The sequence below is a fragment of the Janthinobacterium sp. MP5059B genome, assembly GCF_001758645.1.
GTDB classification, from domain to species: Bacteria; Pseudomonadota; Gammaproteobacteria; order Burkholderiales; family Burkholderiaceae_D; genus Janthinobacterium; species Janthinobacterium lividum.
Genome location: NZ_LRHX01000002.1, coordinates 206,815 through 226,659, shown reverse-complemented (window position 1 = coordinate 226,659; position 19,845 = coordinate 206,815). Strand labels below are relative to the sequence as shown.

General features: G+C 62.2%; 15 protein-coding genes. 11 read left to right on the top strand and 4 right to left on the bottom strand.

Going from position 1 to position 19,845, the window contains the following annotated elements:
• Nucleotides 1-353: 353 nt before the first annotated feature.
• The 8 genes from rsmB to JAB1_RS01650 all read left to right on the top strand — a co-directional run bounded on the left by rsmB (nt 354) and on the right by JAB1_RS01650 (nt 8,577).
• Entirely contained in the window at nt 354-1,775 is a 1,422-nt protein-coding gene (rsmB, locus tag JAB1_RS01685; RefSeq protein ID WP_034784714.1) for a 16S rRNA (cytosine(967)-C(5))-methyltransferase RsmB, read from the top strand.
• 97 nt (nt 1,776-1,872) lie between these two features.
• Nucleotides 1,873-2,379: a DUF4390 domain-containing protein gene (locus tag JAB1_RS01680; RefSeq protein ID WP_225317180.1), complete on the top strand. Its 507-nt coding sequence runs from the start codon at nt 1,873-1,875 to the stop codon at nt 2,377-2,379.
• Nucleotides 2,379-4,676, top strand: coding sequence for an ATP-binding protein (locus JAB1_RS01675; protein ID WP_070253843.1), 2,298 nt, complete (start codon nt 2,379-2,381; stop codon nt 4,674-4,676). Before JAB1_RS01680 ends, JAB1_RS01675 begins: the two co-directional genes overlap by 1 nt.
• A 98-nt stretch (nt 4,677-4,774) precedes the next feature.
• Entirely contained in the window at nt 4,775-5,494 is a 720-nt protein-coding gene (locus JAB1_RS01670) for a response regulator (RefSeq protein WP_070278296.1), read from the top strand.
• A complete protein-coding gene (locus tag JAB1_RS01665; RefSeq protein ID WP_070278295.1) occupies nt 5,491-5,892 on the top strand; it encodes a GTPase in 402 nt (133 codons plus the stop codon). Before JAB1_RS01670 ends, JAB1_RS01665 begins: the two co-directional genes overlap by 4 nt.
• 152 nt (nt 5,893-6,044) lie before the next feature.
• On the top strand, nt 6,045-6,302 hold the full coding sequence (locus JAB1_RS01660) for a DUF3567 domain-containing protein (RefSeq protein ID WP_034749313.1): 258 nt from the start codon (nt 6,045-6,047) through the stop codon (nt 6,300-6,302).
• A gap of 77 nt (nt 6,303-6,379) precedes the next feature.
• A complete protein-coding gene (locus JAB1_RS01655; RefSeq protein ID WP_071653284.1) occupies nt 6,380-7,159 on the top strand; it encodes a class II glutamine amidotransferase in 780 nt (259 codons plus the stop codon).
• 137 nt (nt 7,160-7,296) lie between these two features.
• The gene (locus JAB1_RS01650) at nt 7,297-8,577 is read left to right on the top strand and encodes an EAL domain-containing protein (RefSeq protein ID WP_034784728.1); all 1,281 of its coding nucleotides are present in this window, start codon (nt 7,297-7,299) and stop codon (nt 8,575-8,577) included.
• 163 nt (nt 8,578-8,740) lie between these two features.
• Here JAB1_RS01650 and JAB1_RS01645 read toward each other — a convergent pair whose 3' ends face one another.
• A complete protein-coding gene (locus JAB1_RS01645) occupies nt 8,741-9,112 on the bottom strand; it encodes an SPW repeat protein (protein WP_034784732.1) in 372 nt (123 codons plus the stop codon).
• Between the two features lie 112 nt (nt 9,113-9,224).
• Entirely contained in the window at nt 9,225-13,019 is a 3,795-nt protein-coding gene (metH, locus tag JAB1_RS01640) for a methionine synthase (protein WP_175445001.1), read from the bottom strand.
• 649 nt (nt 13,020-13,668) lie between these two features.
• On the opposite strand from metH, the gene JAB1_RS01635 reads away from it, so the two are divergent.
• Nucleotides 13,669-16,146 carry an IPT/TIG domain-containing protein gene (locus tag JAB1_RS01635; protein WP_139144409.1) on the top strand — a complete coding sequence of 826 codons (2,478 nt, stop codon included), beginning with the start codon at nt 13,669-13,671 and terminating at the stop codon, nt 16,144-16,146.
• Between the two features lie 86 nt (nt 16,147-16,232).
• On the opposite strand, the gene fmt is transcribed toward JAB1_RS01635, so the two are convergent.
• Together fmt and def are read right to left on the bottom strand one after the other, a co-directional pair.
• Nucleotides 16,233-17,189, bottom strand: a complete 957-nt coding sequence (fmt, locus tag JAB1_RS01630; protein ID WP_070278290.1) for a methionyl-tRNA formyltransferase — start codon at nt 17,187-17,189, stop codon at nt 16,233-16,235.
• Between the two features lie 97 nt (nt 17,190-17,286).
• Complete coding sequence (gene def / locus JAB1_RS01625) at nt 17,287-17,829, bottom strand: peptide deformylase (RefSeq protein WP_034784735.1); 543 nt, start codon at nt 17,827-17,829, stop codon at nt 17,287-17,289.
• Between the two features lie 304 nt (nt 17,830-18,133).
• Between def and dprA the strand changes: the two genes are divergently transcribed.
• Complete coding sequence (dprA, locus tag JAB1_RS01620) at nt 18,134-19,237, top strand: DNA-processing protein DprA (protein WP_070278288.1); 1,104 nt, start codon at nt 18,134-18,136, stop codon at nt 19,235-19,237.
• 94 nt (nt 19,238-19,331) lie between these two features.
• Complete coding sequence (locus JAB1_RS01615) at nt 19,332-19,796, top strand: DUF494 domain-containing protein (RefSeq protein WP_034749287.1); 465 nt, start codon at nt 19,332-19,334, stop codon at nt 19,794-19,796.
• Nucleotides 19,797-19,845: the final 49 nt, after the last annotated feature.

Below are 19,845 nucleotides of genomic sequence, written 5' to 3'. Positions count from 1 at the left end.
GTTAAGAATGAATAGAATGAATCAAAAAGCAAAACGGACGGCAAGTACCCAAGCCGCCCAGACTGCGTTAATTATACTGGTTTGCTGCCGGGAACAATACGCTAGCCGGCAGTGTCCCCGTGCCGGCGCGTTTCACGATATTATCAGGACAGCATGCCCATGTTGGTGCACGAAAACATCAGCATGGGACATTCTGCTTGTATATATGCAGTTTTTTGCCGCAATTTACATGTATCGCTGCAATCGCTTGGGTCAGAGGGCGCCACAAACGCTACAATCGACCCTTTATTGATGACGCGCGGCCGCGACTTTGCCACCATGCAGCCCGCCGCGCGCAGCCACACCGGATAACTATGAACAAGCGCCCCACGCTGAAATTGAAAACCAAGCCGGCGCCAGGCCAGGCTCCTGCCGCACCGAAACTGCGTCCCAGCTACCATCCCGACCTGAAACCGGTCTTGCAGCCAGGCTTCCAACCCGATTTGCGTGCCGATTCGCTGGCGTTTTGCCTGCTGGGCGCGGCCAATGCCGTGGCGCAAGTGCGCACGGGCACGGCCCTGCCGCAGGCGCTGGCCAAGGTGTTTGCGCAATCGAACGCCAGCCCGCAGGCGCGCGGCGCCATCCAGGATATTTCCTACCGTACCATGCGCCAGCTGGGCCGCAGCGAAACCCTGGTCGGCCTGATGACGTCGAAGGCGCCCGAGCCGCCGATGCTGGCCGCCCTGCTGTGCTGCGCGCTGTCGCTGATGTCCGCCGAGCCGGGCGAACAGCCGTACGAAGAATTCACCGTGGTCGACCAGGCCGTCACGGTCGCCACCTCGCACCCCGACCTGGCGCATGCCAAGGGCATGGTGAATGCCGTCTTGCGCCGTTTCTTGCGCGAGCGCAAGTCCTTGCTGGAAGCGGCCCTGCAGCAACCTTTGGCGCAATGGAATTATCCGCAGTGGTGGATCGACTCGCTGCGCCTGGCCTATCCGCGCGACTGGCAAGCCATTCTGACGGCCGGCAATGCCGTGCCGCCATTGACCTTGCGCGTGAATCGCCGCAAGAGCACGGTCGAAGCGTATCTGGCCGTGCTGGCCGAGGCGGGCATTGCCGCGCGCCAGGTGGGGCCGTTCGCCGTGCGCCTGGACAAGCCGATCGGCGTGGCTTTGATCCCCGGCTTTGAGCAGGGCGTCGTTTCCGTGCAGGATGCTGGCGCGCAATTGGCCGCGCCGCTGCTGGATTTGCAGGATGGCATGCGCGTGCTGGACGCCTGCGCGGCGCCGGGCGGCAAGACGTGCCATATCCTTGAGCTGGCCGACGTGCAGGTGACCGCCATCGATGCGGACGCCAAGCGCCTGCCGCGCATCGCGGAAAACCTCGAGCGCCTGGGCCTGGACGCCACCTTGAAGGCGCAGGATGCGCAATCGAGCGCGTGGTGGGACGGCCAGCAGTTCGACCGCATCCTGGCCGACGTGCCGTGCACGGCTTCGGGCATCGTGCGTCGCCATCCTGATATCCGCTGGTTGCGCCGCAAGGGCGATGCGTTCCAACTTGCAACACTTTCATCCAAAATTCTGGACAACCTGTGGCAGATGCTGCGCCCCGATGGTAAATTGCTGTTCGTGACATGTTCATTGTGGCCGCAAGAGTCCGAGGCACAGGCGGCGGCATTTGCGGTACGCAATAATGCAACCCGATTGACAGCGCCTGGCCAGCTGTTGCCGACTGGCAGCGCGGAGCAGGACCACGACGGTTTGTTCTATGCGCTATTCCAAAAAAATGCGGCTTGAGCGATTCGTCGATACTTATCCTACGGACTACACCGGCACACTTGTGACAACACGACTCTTCCGACTCCTGGCCCTGCTGCTGATGCTGGCATGTACCATGCCACGCGCGCATGCCGCCGACATGGTCGAGATCACCCGTGCCTACATCGAGTCGAGCGAAGAGGGCTACAAGCTGGCCGCCACGTACTCCTTCGAGCTCAATCACGACCTTGATGATGCGGTACAGCACGGCGTGCCGCTATATTTCACGACCGAAATCGAACTGACCCGGCCCCGCTGGTACTGGTTCGATGAAAAAGCCATCGTGGCGCGCCAGACCAGCAAGCTGTCCTACAACGTGCTGACGCGCCAGTATCACGTGTCGGGCGTGGGCTTGCAGCAAAGTTTCCCCACCCTCGACGATGCGCTGTTCCTGATCCGCCGTCCCAGCCGCTGGCTGGTGGCGCGGCGCGGCGAGCTGAAAGTGGGGCAGACATATAACGTCACCTTGCGCATGGGCATGGACCGCGACTACCTGCCCAAGCCGATACAGGTCAATGCCTTCAATAACAGCGACTGGCGCCTGGCTTCGAATAAAAAAACCTTCTTGTATACGGCGGAGTAGTGAGTCAAGCATTGCGCTATCTGCTGGTGGTGGGCGGCGGCATCGTCAGTATCCTGCTGTTCCTGCTGGCGTCGGCTTCCGATAATTCCGGCTTTTTCGACCGCTACTACACCTGGCTGCTGGGCTTGAACGCGGCCGTGGCTGTGTCTCTGCTGGCGCTGGTAGGCATTTCCCTGGCGCGCCTGTACGCGCGCTACAAGAGCGGCAAGTTCGGCTCCAAGCTGATGACGCGCCTGGTGATGCTGTTCGCCGCCGTCGGCATCCTGCCGGGCCTGGTGATTTTCCTTGTGTCCGTGCAATTCGTCTCCCATTCCATCGAATCCTGGTTCAACGTCAAGATCGAAGCGGCGCTGGAATCGGGGATTGAGCTGGGCCGTGCCGGCCTCGATGCGGCACTGGTCGAGCTCGACCACCGGGGTCGCAAGGCCGTCGAAGAACTGGGCGCCGACCCGGTGGCCGGCCCGGCCGTGCTGACCAGCCTGCTGCGCGAAGAGGGCATGCAAAATGTCATGCTTGTCAGCGGCGACGGCGTGTTGCTGGCCAGCGCGGGGCCGCATAGCGCAGCCGACTTGCCGACGCCGGCCATGCTGGTGCAGGCGGCCTTGCCGGCCGGCTATGCCTCCGCCGAGGGCGGGCTGGAGCTGCACGACGATGGCACGGAGTCGGGCGGCGGCGGTTTCCGCTCGGGCTTGCCGGCGTCGGTGGAAACGGCGGCCAGCCTGCGCCTGCGCGTGCTGGTGGCCGTGCCGGGGCCTTCCGTCTCGCCCCGCTACCTGCAATTGCTGCAATCGGTGCCGCCCAAGCTGGCGACGAATGGCGAAGTGCTGCGCGCCGCCTACAGCGAATACAAGGAACGTTTCGTCGCGCGCGTGGGACTGCGCAAGATGTACATGGAAATCCTCACCTTGACCTTGCTGCTGGCCATCTTTGGCGCCATCGGCAGCGCTTTCCTGATCGCGGGCAACCTGGCCCAGCCCCTGCTGCTGCTGGCCGAAGGCACGCGCGCCGTGGCCGAGGGCGACCTGTCGCCGCGCCCCATCGTCGCCACCAAGGATGAATTGGGTACCCTGACGCAGTCGTTCAATATCATGACGCGCCAGCTGCTCGATGCGCGCACGGCCGTGGAAAGCAACCGCGCCGCCCTGCAAAACGCCAAGGCCCACCTGGAATCGGTGCTGGCGAACATGTCGGCCGGCGTGATGGTGCTCGACGGCGATTTCAAGCTGGTGACCTGCAACGAGTCGGTCGAGCGCATCCTGCAGCATTCGGGCATGAGCATGGTGGGCCAGCCGCTGGCGCATATTGCTGGAATGGAAGAATTTGGCGGCGCCATCATCAGCGCCTTCACGGCGCAAAGCGCGCAATCGGCATCGGGCCGCAACCAGCAGCGCCTGCACTGGCAGCGCCAGATCGAGATTCCCCGCCGCCTGGGCAGCAGTGCCGACGAGCATGACATCACCTTGCTGGCGCGGGGCTCGCGCCTGCCGCTGGAGTCCGGCAGCGGCTACATCGTCGTGTTCGATGATATTTCCGACGTGATTTCCGCGCAGCGCTCGATCGCCTGGGGCGAAGTGGCGCGCCGCCTGGCGCATGAAATCAAGAATCCGCTCACGCCGATCCAGCTGTCGGCCGAGCGCCTGCAGATGAAGCTCGAAGGCAAGCTGGAGCAGCCGGACGCCGACCTGCTCAGCCGCGCCACCACCACCATCGTCAAGCAGGTCGATGCGATGAAGCGCATGGTCGACGACTTCCGCGACTATGCGCGCACGCCGCCGGCCGTGCTCACGCCGCTGCGCTTGAACGAGCTGATCGAAGAGATACTGAACCTGTACCTGCGCGGCGACGATGGCGACATCATCCACCCGCTGCTGGCGCCGAATCTGCCGATGGTGATGGGCGATCCGACCCAATTGCGCCAGGTGATCCATAACCTGCTGCAGAATGCGCAGGACGCGATGACCGACTTGCCGCCGGACTCGCCGCATCCGCGGATTGACGTAAGGACGGAAGCAATTCATTATCGCAGTGCGGACGGCGGCGTGAATATCGCCGTGCGGCTGGCCATCAGCGACAATGGCCCTGGTTTCGCGCCAAAAATCCTCGCGCGGGCTTTCGAGCCGTATGTGACCTCGAAGGCGCGCGGCACGGGATTGGGCCTGGCGATGGTCAAGAAAATTATCGATGAACACGGCGGACGCATCGATATCGAGAACCGGGTCGACGGCAATGGCGCTTCGGTGGTCATTTTGCTGTTAAAGTTAGCTCCCGACACTCCTGCCCAGGAATTCCTGGCGTGAGGGTCTGGTTTAGTATTTAAAACACTAATAAAATCATAGTTGTCCGCCGCGTGCATCTTGTGCGCGACGGCCGGCGAAATGAGGAAGGCAAGACACGAATGGCAAACATACTCGTAGTGGATGATGAAATGGGTATCCGTGAGTTGCTCTCGGAAATTTTGGGCGACGAAGGACATGCTATCCAGCTGGCCGAAAATGCGCAGCAGGCGCGCGAAGCGCGTGCCGCCGGTGCGCCGGATCTGGTATTGCTGGATATCTGGATGCCCGACACCGACGGCGTCACCCTGCTCAAGGAGTGGCAGCGCGACGGCTTGCTGACCATGCCGGTAATCATGATGTCGGGCCATGCCACCATCGATACGGCGGTCGAGGCGACGCGCATCGGCGCCATGAACTTCCTGGAGAAACCGATTGCCCTGCAAAAACTGCTGAAGGCGGTCCAGCAAGGCTTGACGCGGGCACAGGAAACCGTGCGCGCGCCGAGCGTGACGCCGCGTCCCGTGGCACCCGTGGTGGCCGAGGAAAGCAGCCATCCCGTGCCCAGCTTTGGCGGCAGCGCGCCGCAACAGCTGATGGTACGCCCGGGCATCGCCGTACCGGCGGTGGCCGAAGGCCATGGCTACAACCTGTCGTTCGACTTGCCCCTGCGCGAGGCGCGTGACGCGTTCGAGCGCATGTATTTCGAACACCACCTGGGGCGCGAAGGCGGCAGCATGACCCGCGTGGCGGAAAAAACGGGCCTCGAACGCACCCATTTGTACCGCAAGCTGAAACAGCTGGGCGTCGAACCGGGCAAGCTGGCCAAGAAAAGCCTGTGACGGCAGCCGTGCGGCGTCCGACGCCGCTGACCCTGGTCAGCGGTGGACGCGCCGCCGGGCGCGAGGCGGCCATCGCGCAAGCCTTGCCGCCGGACCAGCCGGCCGCCGTGATCCTTGAAGGATTGGCTGACGGTAACGGCATCCTGGCCGACCTGGCCGAGCAAGTTTCTCCATCCCCATCATTTCCATTGCAACTGTTGCGCATTGCGCCCGGTTGCCTGTGCTGCAGCGGCAATCTCGTATTGCGTGTAACATTGAATCGTCTGCTGCGCCATCCACCCGCGCGCTTGTTCATCAGCCTGGCCGACGCCTCGCACATCGAACAATTGCGCACCTGGCTCACCGCCAGTCCCTACGATGCCCTGCTGGCGCTGCAAGCAGACATGGTGCTTTCCTGACGATTTCCTGATCGACTTACCGCAAGCGCAGTTTGCATCTCGTTACAACTCTGTAGCCCGCAGGGTGGCATGGCCGCTTGAAATGGCGCCGTGTAACCCCACCTCTGTTCTGACACCGCAGGAGCTTCTCCTGCTTGAGCGAAGGATGCAAAATGAACCTGATCTATAACAGCGAACAATATAGCGTCGTGGAATTCGGCGTCGACGGCGACCTGGAAGCCTTGCGCTTTGGCGGCTATGAAATCGTCGACAAGGGGGGCAAGCGGGAAACGTTTATCGCCGGCATCCTTGCGCAAAACTTCCGCCGCGACGTGACGGAGCTGATCGCCAGCGAACCCAGCATGGAAGAGATCGATGAATTTTTGGGCAGCTATGATTCCCTCATGAGCCAGCCCGTGCTGTTGCATTAGGGTGATGGCTATCGCCGCCATACCAATCCGCCAGGCGGCGTGGTATGGTGGCCGTGTTATCCCGCTGCAAACAGACCATGTGCCAACTTCTTGGAATGAATTGCAATGTCCCTACGGACATTGTCTTTAGTTTTACCGGCTTCGCCATGCGTGGCGGCCATACCGATACCCACCATGATGGCTGGGGCATCGCCTTTTTCGAAGGTGCCGGCGTGCGCCATTTCGTCGACCACCAGGCGGCCATCGCCTCGCCCGTGGCCGAACTGATCAAACGCTATCCCATCAAGTCGCGCAATGTCATCGCGCATATCCGCAAGGCCACGCAAGGCCAGGTGGCGCTGGAAAACTGCCACCCCTTCGTGCGCGAACTGTGGGGCCGCTACTGGGTCTTTGCCCACAATGGCGATTTGAAGGATTTCCACCCCGTGCTGACGGGCAGTTACCGCCCCGTCGGCTGCACGGACAGCGAGCTGGCTTTCTGCTATCTGCTGCAGGAGTTGCATGCGCGCTTTGGCGATGCCCCGCCGGCGTTGCCGCAACTGCATGCCGCCCTGGCGGAGTTGTTGCCTGGCATCGCCGCCCACGGCACCTTCAACATGATGCTGTCGAGCGGCGAGGCGCTGTTTGCCCATTGCTCGACCAGCTTGCACTATCTGGTGCGACAACATCCGTTTCCAACTGCTAAACTCTCCGATGAAGACCTGAGCGTGGACTTTTCCCAGGTGACGACCCCCCAGGACAGAGTGGCCGTGATCGTTACCCAGCCGCTGACGACGAATGAGCAATGGACGGCGTTTGCGCCGGGTGAATTGAAATTATTTGTCGACGGGATGGTGCAAGAACCCCCTGCGCCCTAATTTGTTGACGACAATAAACTGGATTGCTGCCAAAATACCCACAGCGCGGGCGGAATTCAGCTAAAGTATTGTCAATAGTGAACCTTGATGCGGGCGCGGCGCGGCCGGTGTCACTCGACGTGATTGATGAAGAGTTAATGATCGATATTTCCAGCAACGACATCACCCCGAAACCCTTGCGCGTGCGCGAGTTCTATCTGGGGCGACAACCTATCCTTGACCGCAATCAAGCCTTGTTTGGCTATGAGTTGCTTTTCCGCAACGCTCCGGTCGGTCCCGCCAACATCACCAGCGACCTGTCCGCCACGGCATCCGTCATCGCCCACGCCTCCCAGCTGGGCATGGAAAAGGTCATCGGCGACGCGCTCGGTTTCGTCAACGTCGATGCCGACGTGATCATGAGCGACATCTTCGTGTTTCTGCCGCGTGAAAAAGTCGTGCTGGAAATCGTCGAATCGATGCCCGTCACGCCGGAAGTGCGCGCGCGCATCAGCGAACTGGTGGGCCATGGCTTCACCTTCGCGCTGGAAAACGTCGTATCCGATACGTCGCAAGTGCAGGAACTGCTGCCGCTGGTGCAGTACGTCAAGATGGACATGAGCACGGTCGACCCGAAAGTGCTGGCAGCGCTGGCGCCCCGTTTCAAGCAGGAAAACAAGAAACTGGTGGCGGAGAAGGTCGAGACGCGCGAAGAATTCAAGTCGGGCCTGGACCTGGGCTTCGATTACTTCCAGGGCTATTACTTTGCCAAGCCGGCCATCATGACGGGCAAGAAGCTGTCGCCGTCGCAACTGGCCGTCATGGAACTGATGACCTTGGTCACGTCGGACGCCGACAACATGGATATCGAGCGCGCCATCAAGCGCGACGTGTCGCTGGCCCTGAACCTGCTGCGCCTGGTCAATACGCCGGCCGTGGGTGCGCGCCAGCGCATCGATTCGCTGAGCCAGGCCGTGACCGTGCTGGGCCGCCGCCAATTGCAGCGCTGGCTGCAAATCATGCTGTACGCGGAACCAAGCAAGCGCGGCCATAGCATGACGCCGCTGCTGATGCTGGCCACCACGCGCGGCCGCCTGCTGGAATTGTTGGCGCATAAACTGCGCCCGAACCACGCCCATTCGGCCGATATCGCCTTTACGGTCGGCATCATGTCGCTGATGGATACCCTGTTCGGCGTGCCGATGTCGGAAATCCTCAGCCAGATCGAAGTGATCGACGAAGTGGCCGAAGCGCTGCTGTCGCGCGAAGGCTTCTACGGCGACCTGCTGCGCCTTGCCGAATGCATCGAGCGCATCGAAGACATGGAAGGCGAGATCGTGCCGACCTTGCGCGACCTGGCCATGTCGCCGGACGACCTGGTGGAGCTGGAAATGGCCGCCTACGAATGGAGCGATAACGTAGTCCGCTACGCGCTGTAGGTCGGATTAGCGCGGCCGCCAGGCCACGCGTAATCCGACGACATTGTTGACGCTGATCGTAGTGATGTCGGATTACGGCCTGCGGCCTAATCCGACCTACCCGATTTATCTAAAAGAGCCCTGCACGGCGTCGCCGTGGCAGGGCCGTTTTTTTTTTACGCCGCTACGCGGCGGCGCCGGGCCAGTGCTTGTGCAGCTCGGGGTCGGTGCGCAATTCCCACAGGGCCAGCACGACGACGGCGATACCGACGAGCAACTCGTTCCACATGATGACGGGCTGATCGGCCAGCCGCAGTACCCATGGCGAGGCCGCCACCCAGACGCCGACCAGCAGATTGACGACGACGGCCCAGAAATAGGTCTTGTACAAGTCGAAGGCGGCCAGTACGGCGATCACCAGTCCCGAGACAAAGGCGTTGATCATCTGCGGTGAGCCTTCGGGATAGGAAAAGGCCCAGGGCGAGACGACCAGCCATAGGCCCAGCAACAGGATCACTTGATCCTGCCAGCGTTTCAGTTTGAAATTGGTTGCCATATATCCTCCTTGCCGGTTGGGAACGGGCCGGAGCGGGCATGCAGCATGCCAGCCGGCATACTGCGTTAGTGCGCTTCGGCGCGCGATAAGTTCCGCGCGCCTTGTGCATATATTATGACAGATTGGGTGCCAGCCAGCGTTCCACGTCCTCGATGTTGACGTTGCGGCGCTTGGCCATGTCTTCCGCCTGGTCCATGCCGATCTTGCCGACGACGAAGTATTTCGACTCCGGGTGGGCAAAATAGAAGCCGGAGACGGCCGCGCCGGGGAACATGGCATACGATTCCGTCAGCTGCATGCCGATTTCCTCGGCCTGCATGACCTCAAACATCTGTTTCTTGACCGTGTGCTCCGGGCAAGCCGGGTAGCCGGGCGCGGGGCGGATGCCGACATACTTTTCGGCGATCATGTCGTCGTTGCCCAGGTGTTCATCCGGCACATAGCCCCACAAATCCTTGCGCACGCGCTCGTGCAGGTATTCGGCAAACGCCTCGGCAAGGCGGTCCGCCAGGGATTTGAGCATGATGGACGAGTAATCGTCGTGCGCATCCTCGAAGCGTTTTTCGTACTTTTCAATGCCCAGGCCGGACGTGACGGCGAACATGCCGATGTAATCCTTCACGCCCGATGCCTTCGGTGCAATGAAGTCGGCCAGGCACTGGTTCGGACGCTGCACGCCGTCGACCACGGGCTTGACGCCTTGCTGGCGCATGCCATAATAGGTGAACGCCACGGTACTGCGCGTATCGTCCGTGTACACCTCGATATCGTCGTCATTGACGCTGTTGGCCGGCAGCAAGGACACGACGCCATTGGCCGTCAGCCAGCGCCCGTCGATGAGTTTTTTCAGCAAGGCCTGGCCTTCCGCGTACACCTTGGTGGCCGCGTCGCCCACCACTTCATCCGTCAAAATGGCGGGGAAGGGACCTGCCAGGTCCCAGGTCTGGAAGAACGGGCCCCAGTCGATATAGTTGGCCAGCGTGGCCAGGTCGACATTCTTGAACACGCGGCGGCCGATGAACTTCGGTTTCACGGGCGTGCAGGGGCCGTCGAACGGCACGACCATCCTGTTGGCGCGCGCCTGCGCCAGCGGCAGGATGGGCAGGGCCTTCTTGTTGGCGTGCTGCTCGCGGATGCGCGCGTAATCGGTTTCGATGTCTTCCACGTATTTGTCGCGCTGCTCCGGCGTCAGCAACGATTGCGCTACGGATACGGAACGCGAGGCGTCCGGCACGTAGATCACGGGGCCTTCGTAGTTGTGCGCGATTTTTACGGCCGTGTGGGCGCGGCTGGTGGTGGCGCCGCCGATCAGGAGGGGGATCTTCAGCATGCGGAAGTGTTCGTCGCGCTGCATTTCCTTGGCGACATACGCCATTTCTTCCAGCGATGGCGTGATCAGGCCCGAGAGACCAATGATGTCCGCGTTTTCCACCTTGGCGCGCGCGAGGATTTCCGAGCACGGCACCATCACGCCCATGTTGACCACTTCGAAGTTATTGCACTGCAGAACGACGGTGACGATATTCTTGCCGATGTCATGCACGTCGCCTTTCACGGTCGCCATGATGATCTTGCCTTTCGGCTTGGCGACGATGCCCGTGCGCTTTTCTTCCAGCAGCTTTTCTTCCTCGATAAACGGGATCAGATGGGCCACGGCCTGTTTCATCACGCGCGCCGATTTCACCACCTGCGGCAGGAACATCTTGCCCTGGCCAAACAGGTCGCCGACCACGTCCATGCCGGCCATCAAGGGGCCCTCGATCACGTGGATGGGGCGCCCGCCATTGTGCAGCAATTCCTGGCGCGCCTCTTCCGTGTCTTCCACGATGAATTGCGTGATGCCGTGCACCAGCGCGTGCGACAGGCGCTCCTGTACGGTGCCTTCGCGCCAGGCCAGGGTTTGCGCCTCGGCCTTGCCGCCCGCCTTCAGGGTGCCGGCAAATTCGATCATGCGCTCGGTCGAGTCTTCGCGGCGGTTCAGCACCACGTCTTCCACGCGCTCGCGCAATTCCGGGTCCAGGTTGTCGTACACGCCCACCATGCCGGCGTTGACGATGCCCATGGTCATGCCGGCCTTGATGGCGTGGTACAGGAAGACGGTGTGGATGGCTTCGCGGGCTGGATCGTTGCCGCGGAAACTGAAGGACACGTTCGACACGCCGCCCGAGATCTTTGCGTACGGCAAGTTTTCCTTGATCCAGCGCGTGGCGTTGATGAAGTCGACGGCGTAGTTGTTGTGCTCTTCGATGCCGGTGGCGACGGCAAAGATGTTCGGATCGAAAATGATGTCTTCCGGCGGGAAGTCGAGCGCATCGATCAATAAATGGTATGCGCGGGCGCAAATCTCGATCTTGCGCTCGAAGGTATCGGCTTGCCCTTTTTCATCGAAGGCCATGACGATGACGGCCGCGCCATAGCGGCGGCACAGTTTTGCCTGGCGCAGGAATTCTTCCTCGCCTTCCTTCATGGAAATCGAGTTGACGATGGCCTTGCCTTGCACGCATTTCAGGCCCGCTTCGATGACGGACCATTTCGACGAGTCGACCATGATGGGCACGCGCGAAATATCGGGTTCCGAGGCGATCAGGTTCAAAAAGCGCGTCATGGCGGCCAGCGAATCGAGCATCGCTTCATCCATATTGATGTCGATCACCTGCGCGCCGTTTTCCACTTGCTGGCGCGCCACGGACAGGGCTTCGTCGTATTGCTCGTTGAGAATCATGCGCGCGAACGCTTTCGAGCCCGTGACGTTGGTGCGCTCGCCCACGTTGACGAACAGCGACTCGTCATTGACGACGAACGGCTCCAGGCCCGCCAGGCGCAAGTCGTGCGATGGGGCCGGCACGGTGCGCGGCGTGTTTTTCGACAGCAATTCGCCGATGGCGGCGATGTGCTCGGGCGTGGTGCCGCAGCAGCCGCCCGCCATGTTCAAGAAGCCCGCGTCGGCAAATTCGCGCAGCAGGGCGGACGTGTCGGCTGGCAACTCGTCGAAACCCGTGTCGCTCATGGGGTTGGGCAAGCCCGCATTCGGGTAGATGCACACGAAGGTGTCGGCGATCTTGGCCAGCTCTTCCGCGTACGGGCGCATCAGGGCGGCGCCCAGCGCGCAGTTCAGGCCGATGGTCAGCGGTTTTGCGTGGCGCACGGAATTCCAGAAGGCGGGCACGGTCTGGCCCGACAAGATGCGTCCCGAGGCGTCCGTGACGGTGCCGGAAATCATCAGCGGCAGGCGCACGACATCCGGGTTTTGCTCGTAGAACAGGTCGATGGCGAACAGGGCCGCCTTGCAGTTCAGGGTATCGAAGATGGTTTCCACCAGCAGCACGTCGGCGCCGCCTTCCACCAGGCCCTGCGTCTGCTGCAGGTAGGCGGCCACCAGCTGGTCGAAGGTGACGTTGCGCGCTGCCGGGTCGTTGACGTCGGGCGAGATCGATGCCGTCTTCGGCGTGGGGCCCAGGGCGCCGGCGACGAAGCGCGGCTTGTCCGGGGTGGAATACTTGTCGCAGGCGGCGCGCGCCAGCTTGGCTGCCTGCACGTTCATTTCATAGGCCAGGTGGGCCATGTGGTAATCGTCTTGCGCGATGGTCGTGGCGCCGAAGGTATTCGTTTCGATCAGGTCGGCGCCGGCCGCCAGGTAGCGCTCGTGGATTTCCTGGATGATGTGCGGCTGCGTCAGGGTCAGCAGCTCGTTATTGCCCTTGACGAACAATTCGCGCGCGCCACTGTCGGCTGGGGCGGCGAAATCGATGAAGCGGCCGGCGGGACCGCCACGGTAGGCTTCTTCGTCGAGCTTGTACTGCTGGATGATCGTGCCCATGGCGCCGTCGAGGATCATGATCCGCTGCGCCAGAATGGCGCGCAAGGTGGCTTCGGTCGGGGACATGGCGGGGATCACGGTATCGTTCATTTCATGCTTTCAATAGGCAAACGGGCGGCGGCGCGGCGACAAGACTGGTACGAGGCGGATGCGGGCCAGCAGGATCAGCTGACGGAGAGTGCCGGCCGGGTAGGGCAGGCAGAAGGTGGCAATCGCCTGATTTCACCGGGTCTAAAATTATACGGCATCAGGCTGCTTTGGTTTTAAGCAAAAGCGGCCGTACGCCCCACGGCTGGCCTTCTTGCAACACATCGCCTCCTGCCACGCCTGCCGCTGAAAATTACATTCCTGAAAATCTTACTCAAAACGTTAATTCTTCCGCCAAAGTTGGCAGAAGAATACCGCCCTCTAGGCTGTGGAAAAATTTCCACATTATTTGTGCTGCCTCAGCATATTTTTAATGAATTGAATGGCAATAGCTGCAAAGGAAATTAATTAAAATTTTTGATTTAAGGCAATACAGAGTGAGGGAAATAGTACTCAGAATAAAGTTTGCCAAGCAGATATTTTAACTATTATCAAAACCAATTGAATCAAAAGCATTAATAGTTGTCTTTGGGAATCGAATTAACCCATAATATTGGTTCTTAGAAATTAAATTCTCACCAAAAGTCACCAATATGTCACATTTATCTCGTGTCCTCCCCGGCATCGCGCTGCACAAACATGGTTGCCAGCCATGAAAAACCATCTGCTCGTAGCATTGTTTGTCGTGCTGGGCCTGTCCGCCTGCGGTGGCGGTGGTGGCGGTGGTGGCGACACGGTGGTGGCGACCACCTCGGGCACGCCCGTCCTGACTCCTGCCGTGACGGCCGTCTCGGCGGCGAATGTTGCCGTGGGCGGCAGCCTGGTGGTCACGGGCACGAATCTGGGCCGCGTGACGGCCTTTCAGGTGGGCGGCGTGACCGTTGCCACCAGTGCCGCCAGCGAGACCAGCGTGACCCTGGCCATGCCTGGCGTGCCCGTCACGGGTGCCTTGAGCCTGGTCAGCGCCAGCGGTACGGCGGCCACCAGCTATAACGTCAATGTGTACCTGCCGCTGAGCGTGGGCAGCGTCGCGCCGGCGACGGGCGGTGTCGGTTCCAGCGTGACGATCACGGGCGGCGGCATGGGCGCCGTGACGGCGGTACAGTTTGGCAATGGCGCGGCGGCAACGCCGCAAAGCCAGACGGCCAGCAGCGTGACAGTGGTGGTGCCTGCGGGCGCGGCGACAGGCGCGCTGACGGTGCGCGGTCCCTACAACGATGTGATCAGCAGCGATACGTACACGGTCCTGGCCAGCGTGGCAGTGACGTCGATCACGTCGGCCGTCAACGGCGCGACCTTGTCGGTGACGGTGCAGGGCAGCAATCTCGACCAGGTCAGCTCGGCTTCGGTGGGCAATACGCCGGCCGTCATCGTCAGCGCCAGCGCCAGCCAGCTGCTGCTGTCCGCGCCAGCCTCGGCAACGGGCAATGTGATGCTGTCGGCCGCTTCGCGCATCGCCGTGAATGCGGGCACGGTGTCGGCCTTTACCTTGGGCAGCATTGATTTCGCGCAAGTGCTGAATTTGAACGCCAGCAATACGGCCTTGCGCCTGACGCGTGGCAAGCCGGCCGCCGTGCGCGTGTCCGTGCTGGCCACGCAGGCGGGCCAGGCCAGCCCGGCCGTGACCTTGAATGCGACCGCCGCCAATGGCAGCAATCTGGGCAGCATCGCGATGACGGGGCCGGCACTCTTGCCGACGACGAAGAACGATGATAGTTTCAATGGCAATTTCAGTGCCGTCCTGCCCTCCGGCTGGATCTTGCCCGGCGTGCGCGTGCGCGTGACGGCCGTCGGCAATGACGGCGTGCAAGTGAGCCAGGAAGCGGCACCCATGGTGGCCAGCCTGGCCAGAATCCGTTTGGTACTCGTTCCCTTGAGCACCGACGATGGCGTGGCGCAACTGCCTGACGCCGAGGTGATCCGCGCTGCGCTGTTGCGTGTGTATCCGTATGCGACGGAAAATATCAGCATCACCACGCGCGCCGCGCTGAGCATGCCAGGCAGCAGCACGGCCGACAGCTGGTGGAGCGATACCCTGGGCAAGCTGGAAAACAAGCGCGCGCTGGAAGACAGCGGCGCCTATTACTATGGTTTCGTACCGAGAATGTCCTCCACCCGCGCCGCCGGCCTGGCCTACATCAACCAGCGCAGCAGCGGCAGCGACTTCACGTCGGCCATCGGCCTGGATGCCCGCTTTAACAGCATCGCATCGGTCGATCCATTCGGCAATCAATGGCCTGAATGGCTGACCACGCTCGTGCACGAGCTGGGCCACAACCACTCGCTGCAGCACGTTGCCTGCGGCGGCCCGGCCGGCGCCGCTGCCGATTACCCGTATGCGGATGGCAATCTGGGCCCGCAACCCCTGTATAACAGCAACTATGCGGGCAGCATCGGCCAGCTGAGCAAGGCAGTCTATGGCAGCACGCCGATGAAAGACGTGATGAGCTATTGCAGCGGCGCCTGGTTCTCCGACTACAGCTATGCGCGGGTGCAGCAATTCCTGGAAAAACGCAGCACGCAGGTGACGGGCAGCAATGTGCTGGCCGCCAGCATGTCCGTGGCCGAGAACGGCTACCTGACCATTTCCGGCCGCATCACGCCAGCCGGCGTGGCCTTGCGCCCAGCCGTTGCCTCGTCGGCGCGCATCGGCGCCGCCGCCAGCGGCAGCGGCCATGCTTATACCTTGCGCGTGTTGACGGCGTCCGGACAGACTATCGACTTGCCCTTCGATGGCGTCTCCGTGGCCGACCATGGCGGCAACGCCATGAGCCACTTCCGCGTCAGCTTCGCCAATCCGGGCGAAATCAGCGATGTGCAAGTGCTGGCAAATGGCAAGGCTTTAGCCAAGCTGGAACGCCCGGCGCGCCGTAGCAAGGCTGCGGCCAACGATGCCACGTTTGATGCGACGCAAAGCGGCGGCCACCTGGCGCTGGTTTGGAATGCCGAGGCGGAACCGTATGCCGCCGTCATGTACGTGGCTGCCGATGGCCGCAAGACGGTGGTTGCCAGTGACTTGACGGGTGGCAAAGCCAATGTCGACGTGAGCGCCGTGCCGGCCGGTGGCCGTTTCGAAGTCAGCCTGTCGTCGTCCGTGGGCGCACGCCTGATGAAGGTGCAGCGCCGCTAAGCGCTGTGGCTGGATACAAAAAGGCTTGCCGCGGCAAGCCTTTTTTTATGGCCATCGGCATGATGGCGCGGTGCAACCCGGTGAAGTCAGGCGAAGCGTTTGCCTTCGAGGGGGAAGCCCTTGATGAATTCGGCCGCGGGCAGGCGCTTGCCGCCCGGTTTTTGCAGTTCCGTCAGGCGCAGCGAGCCATTGCCGCAGGCCACGACGATGCCGTGCTGGGCGTCGGCTGCCAGCACCTGGCCGGGCGCTTCCTTGCTATCCGCTTCGAGCACGTCGGCGGCCCAGATCTTGATGGTGGTGCCATCGACCTGGCCGCAGGCGCCGGGAAACGGATTGAAGGCGCGGATCTTCAGGCCCAGTTCCAGTGCCGGCAGGCTGAAATCGAGCGCCGCTTCTTCCTTGGCGATCTTTGCCGCGTAGGTGACGCCCGCTTCCGGCTGCGGCACGGCTTCCAGCGGCTGCTGCTGCATCTTGCGCAGGGTTTCGACAATCATCTTGCCGCCCAGGGTGGCCAGCTTGTCGTGCAGGGTGGCGGTGGAGTCGCCCGCTTCGATGGGCGTGCGCTCGATGGCCAGCATGGGGCCCGTATCGAGGCCTTCTTCCATCTGCATGATGGTCACGCCCGTCTCGTCGTCGCCGGCTTCGATGGCGCGGTGGATGGGCGCCGCGCCGCGCCAGCGCGGCAGCAAGGAACCGTGGATATTGATGCAGGGTTTGATGTCGAGCGTGCTGCGCGGCAAAATCAAGCCGTAAGCCGCCACCACCATCACGTCGTAGTCGGTGGCCAGCAGGCGCGCGTGGGCTGCCTTCGCCTCGGCGGCGCGCTGCGGGTCCTTGCTGTCCATGCGCAGCGACAAGGGCTGCAGCACCTCGATGCCATGTTGCTGCGCATATTGCTTGACGGCCGAGGCGTGCAATTGCATGCCGCGTCCGGCAGGGCGGTCGGGCTGGGTCAGCACCAGCGGAATCTCGAATCCCGCTTCGTGCAAGTCTTTCAGGGCCGTGGCGGCAAATTCAGGCGTGCCTGCGAAGATCACTTTCATATGGTTCCTTGACGTGAGGTGTACAGGCCCGCGCCAAAATGCGCCAGGCTGGCGTGGTGTGACGACTTCTGTTGCGGCTTAGTCTATCAGCAGTGGCTTAGAAGCGGCGGTTCTGAGCGCGCAGGCTCGCTTCGCGCTCGAGACCACGGATTTCCTTGATCATCTTGGTCTTGATGCGGTTGCGCTTGAGCGGCGACAGGTATTCGACGAATACCTTGCCCAGCAAGTGATCCATCTCATGCTGGATGCAGACGGCCAGCAAGCCATCGGCTTCCAGTTCGAACTGTTTGCCGTGGCGGTCCAGGGCGCGCACCTTGATACGGGCCGGGCGCTCGACGCCATCGTAGACGCCAGGCACGGACAGGCAGCCTTCATCGTAGACCTGCTTTTCTTCGCTGGCCCAGGTGATTTCCGGGTTGATGAACACTTGCAGCTGGTTTTTCTCTTCGGTGATGTCGATCACCATCATCTGGATATGCTCGTCCACTTGCGACGCGGCCAGGCCGACGCCCGGGGCGTCGTACATGGTTTCGGCCATGTCGTCGATCAGGGTTTGCAGGCGCGCGTCAAATTCGGTGACGGGCTTGGCGATCGTGTGCAGGCGAGGATCGGGGTAACGCAGGATATTTAATATGGACATACAGATTCGACTGGTTAAGGTGGGCGCCGGTGCGCCGGATTATTCATGCCTGGGCCATGCGAACGATGGCAGGGCTATTTTATTTGAGTACGCTACGGTTGGGCGCGTATGGCACAACGGCGCGGCAGATGCGTTTGCCAGTGCGCTATTCGTCTGCTGCAAAGGGAAATTTTATCACAGACGCCCATGCTCCTGTGGATGACGGGCCGTTTTGCCCGGCCATTGCACGCATTGTTGCGCGCGTCGGTATCGCGTGCGCGCCATGGCGCTAGCATGGGATGGCACAGTACACAGCGAGGTTGTCATGCATGCAATTGCCACGACGGCAGACGCGGCCACGGAACTGGCGGGCTGGCTGCGCCTGCAGCATCTGCCCGGCGTGGGGCCGGTGGCGGCGCGTGCCTTGCTGGTCAGCTTCGGCTTGCCGCCGGCCATCTTCAGCGCGTCATTCGAGGCCTTGCGCGAAGTGGTGCCGGCCAGCGTGGCGCGCGCCATCGTGCAGCCGCCCAGGCCGGTGGCCAACAGCCAGCTCGAGCTCACTCTGCAGTGGCTGCAAGGCCCCGGCAATGCCGTGCTGACCCTGGCCGATGCCGCGTATCCGCCCCTGCTGCTGGAGATCGCCGATCCGCCGCTCTTGTTATATGTACGGGGGCGGGTGGAACTGCTGTCGCGTCCCGGCGTGGCCATCATCGGCAGCCGCAATGCCAGCGCGCAAGGCATGCAGAATGCGGCCGCCTTTGCGCAAGCCCTCAGCACGGCAGGCCTGACCATCATTTCCGGGCTGGCGCTGGGCATCGATACGCACGCGCACGAGGGCGGCTTGCGCGGCGCGGGGGCAACCGTCGCCGTGATCGGCACGGGCGCCGATCTGGTGTATCCGCGACGTAACCTTAATCTGGCGCAAAGAATTGCCGAACAGGGTTGCATCGTCAGCGAATATGCACTGGGGCTGCCCGCCATGCCCGGTAACTTTCCGCGCCGCAACCGCCTGATCAGCGGCCTGGCGCGCGGCGTGCTGGTGGTCGAGGCGGCCGCGCAATCGGGCTCCCTGATCACGGCGCGCCTGGCCGGCGAGCAGGGACGCGATGTGTATGCCTTGCCCGGCTCGATCCATGCCACCCTGGCCAAGGGTTGCCATGCGCTCATCAAGCAGGGCGCCAAGCTGGTCGAGTCAGCCGATGACGTGCTGCAAGAGCTGCAGTGGCTGGGCGGCATCCCCGGCGCGCCGGCAGTGGTGGAAGACGAACCGCCGCTGCTGGCCGCGCTGGGCCATGATCCCCTCGATGCCGATACCCTGGCCGCGCGCAGCGGTCTGGCCATGGGCGCGCTGATGGGCGAACTGCTGGCGCTGGAGCTGGCGGGCCGGGTGGAGCGCTTGCCAGGAGGACTGTTTCAACGCTGTAAATGACAGCTTGTCACTTGTGTGGCGGCCTTGCCGCACGGCGGCGCTTTGTCGGCGCGCACCCTTGTGTCGCAGCGAACTTAGCTGATAGAGTAGAGCCATGTTCGATATCCTGGTGTACCTCTACGAGACTTACTATCGCCCCGATGCCTGCCCCGAGCCGGCAGTCCTGGCGCGCAAACTGTCGGCCGTCGGTTTCGACGACGTGGAGATTTCCGAAGCGCTCGTGTGGCTGACGGATTTGAATGCCATGGCTGGCGTCGAGCAAACCCTGACGGCCAGTTCCACGGGCACGCGTTTCTATGTACAGCAGGAAAGCGACGTGCTGGGCACGGCCGCCATCGGCTTCATCCAGTTCCTGGAAAGCGCCAAGGTACTCTCGCCGCTGCAGCGCGAAATCGTCATCGAACGGGCGCTGGCGCTCGACGAGGCACCTGTGTCGCTGGGCAAGCTGAAAGTCATCGTGCTGATGCTGCTGTGGAGCCAGGGCAAGGAACCGGATGCCTTGATGTTCGACGACTTGTTCGTCGACGATGAAGACCTCCCGCCGCGCTTATTGCACTAATATATAGCCGTATTCTTCGCTGTCTGCCCGACCCTGGCGCCGCTGCCGC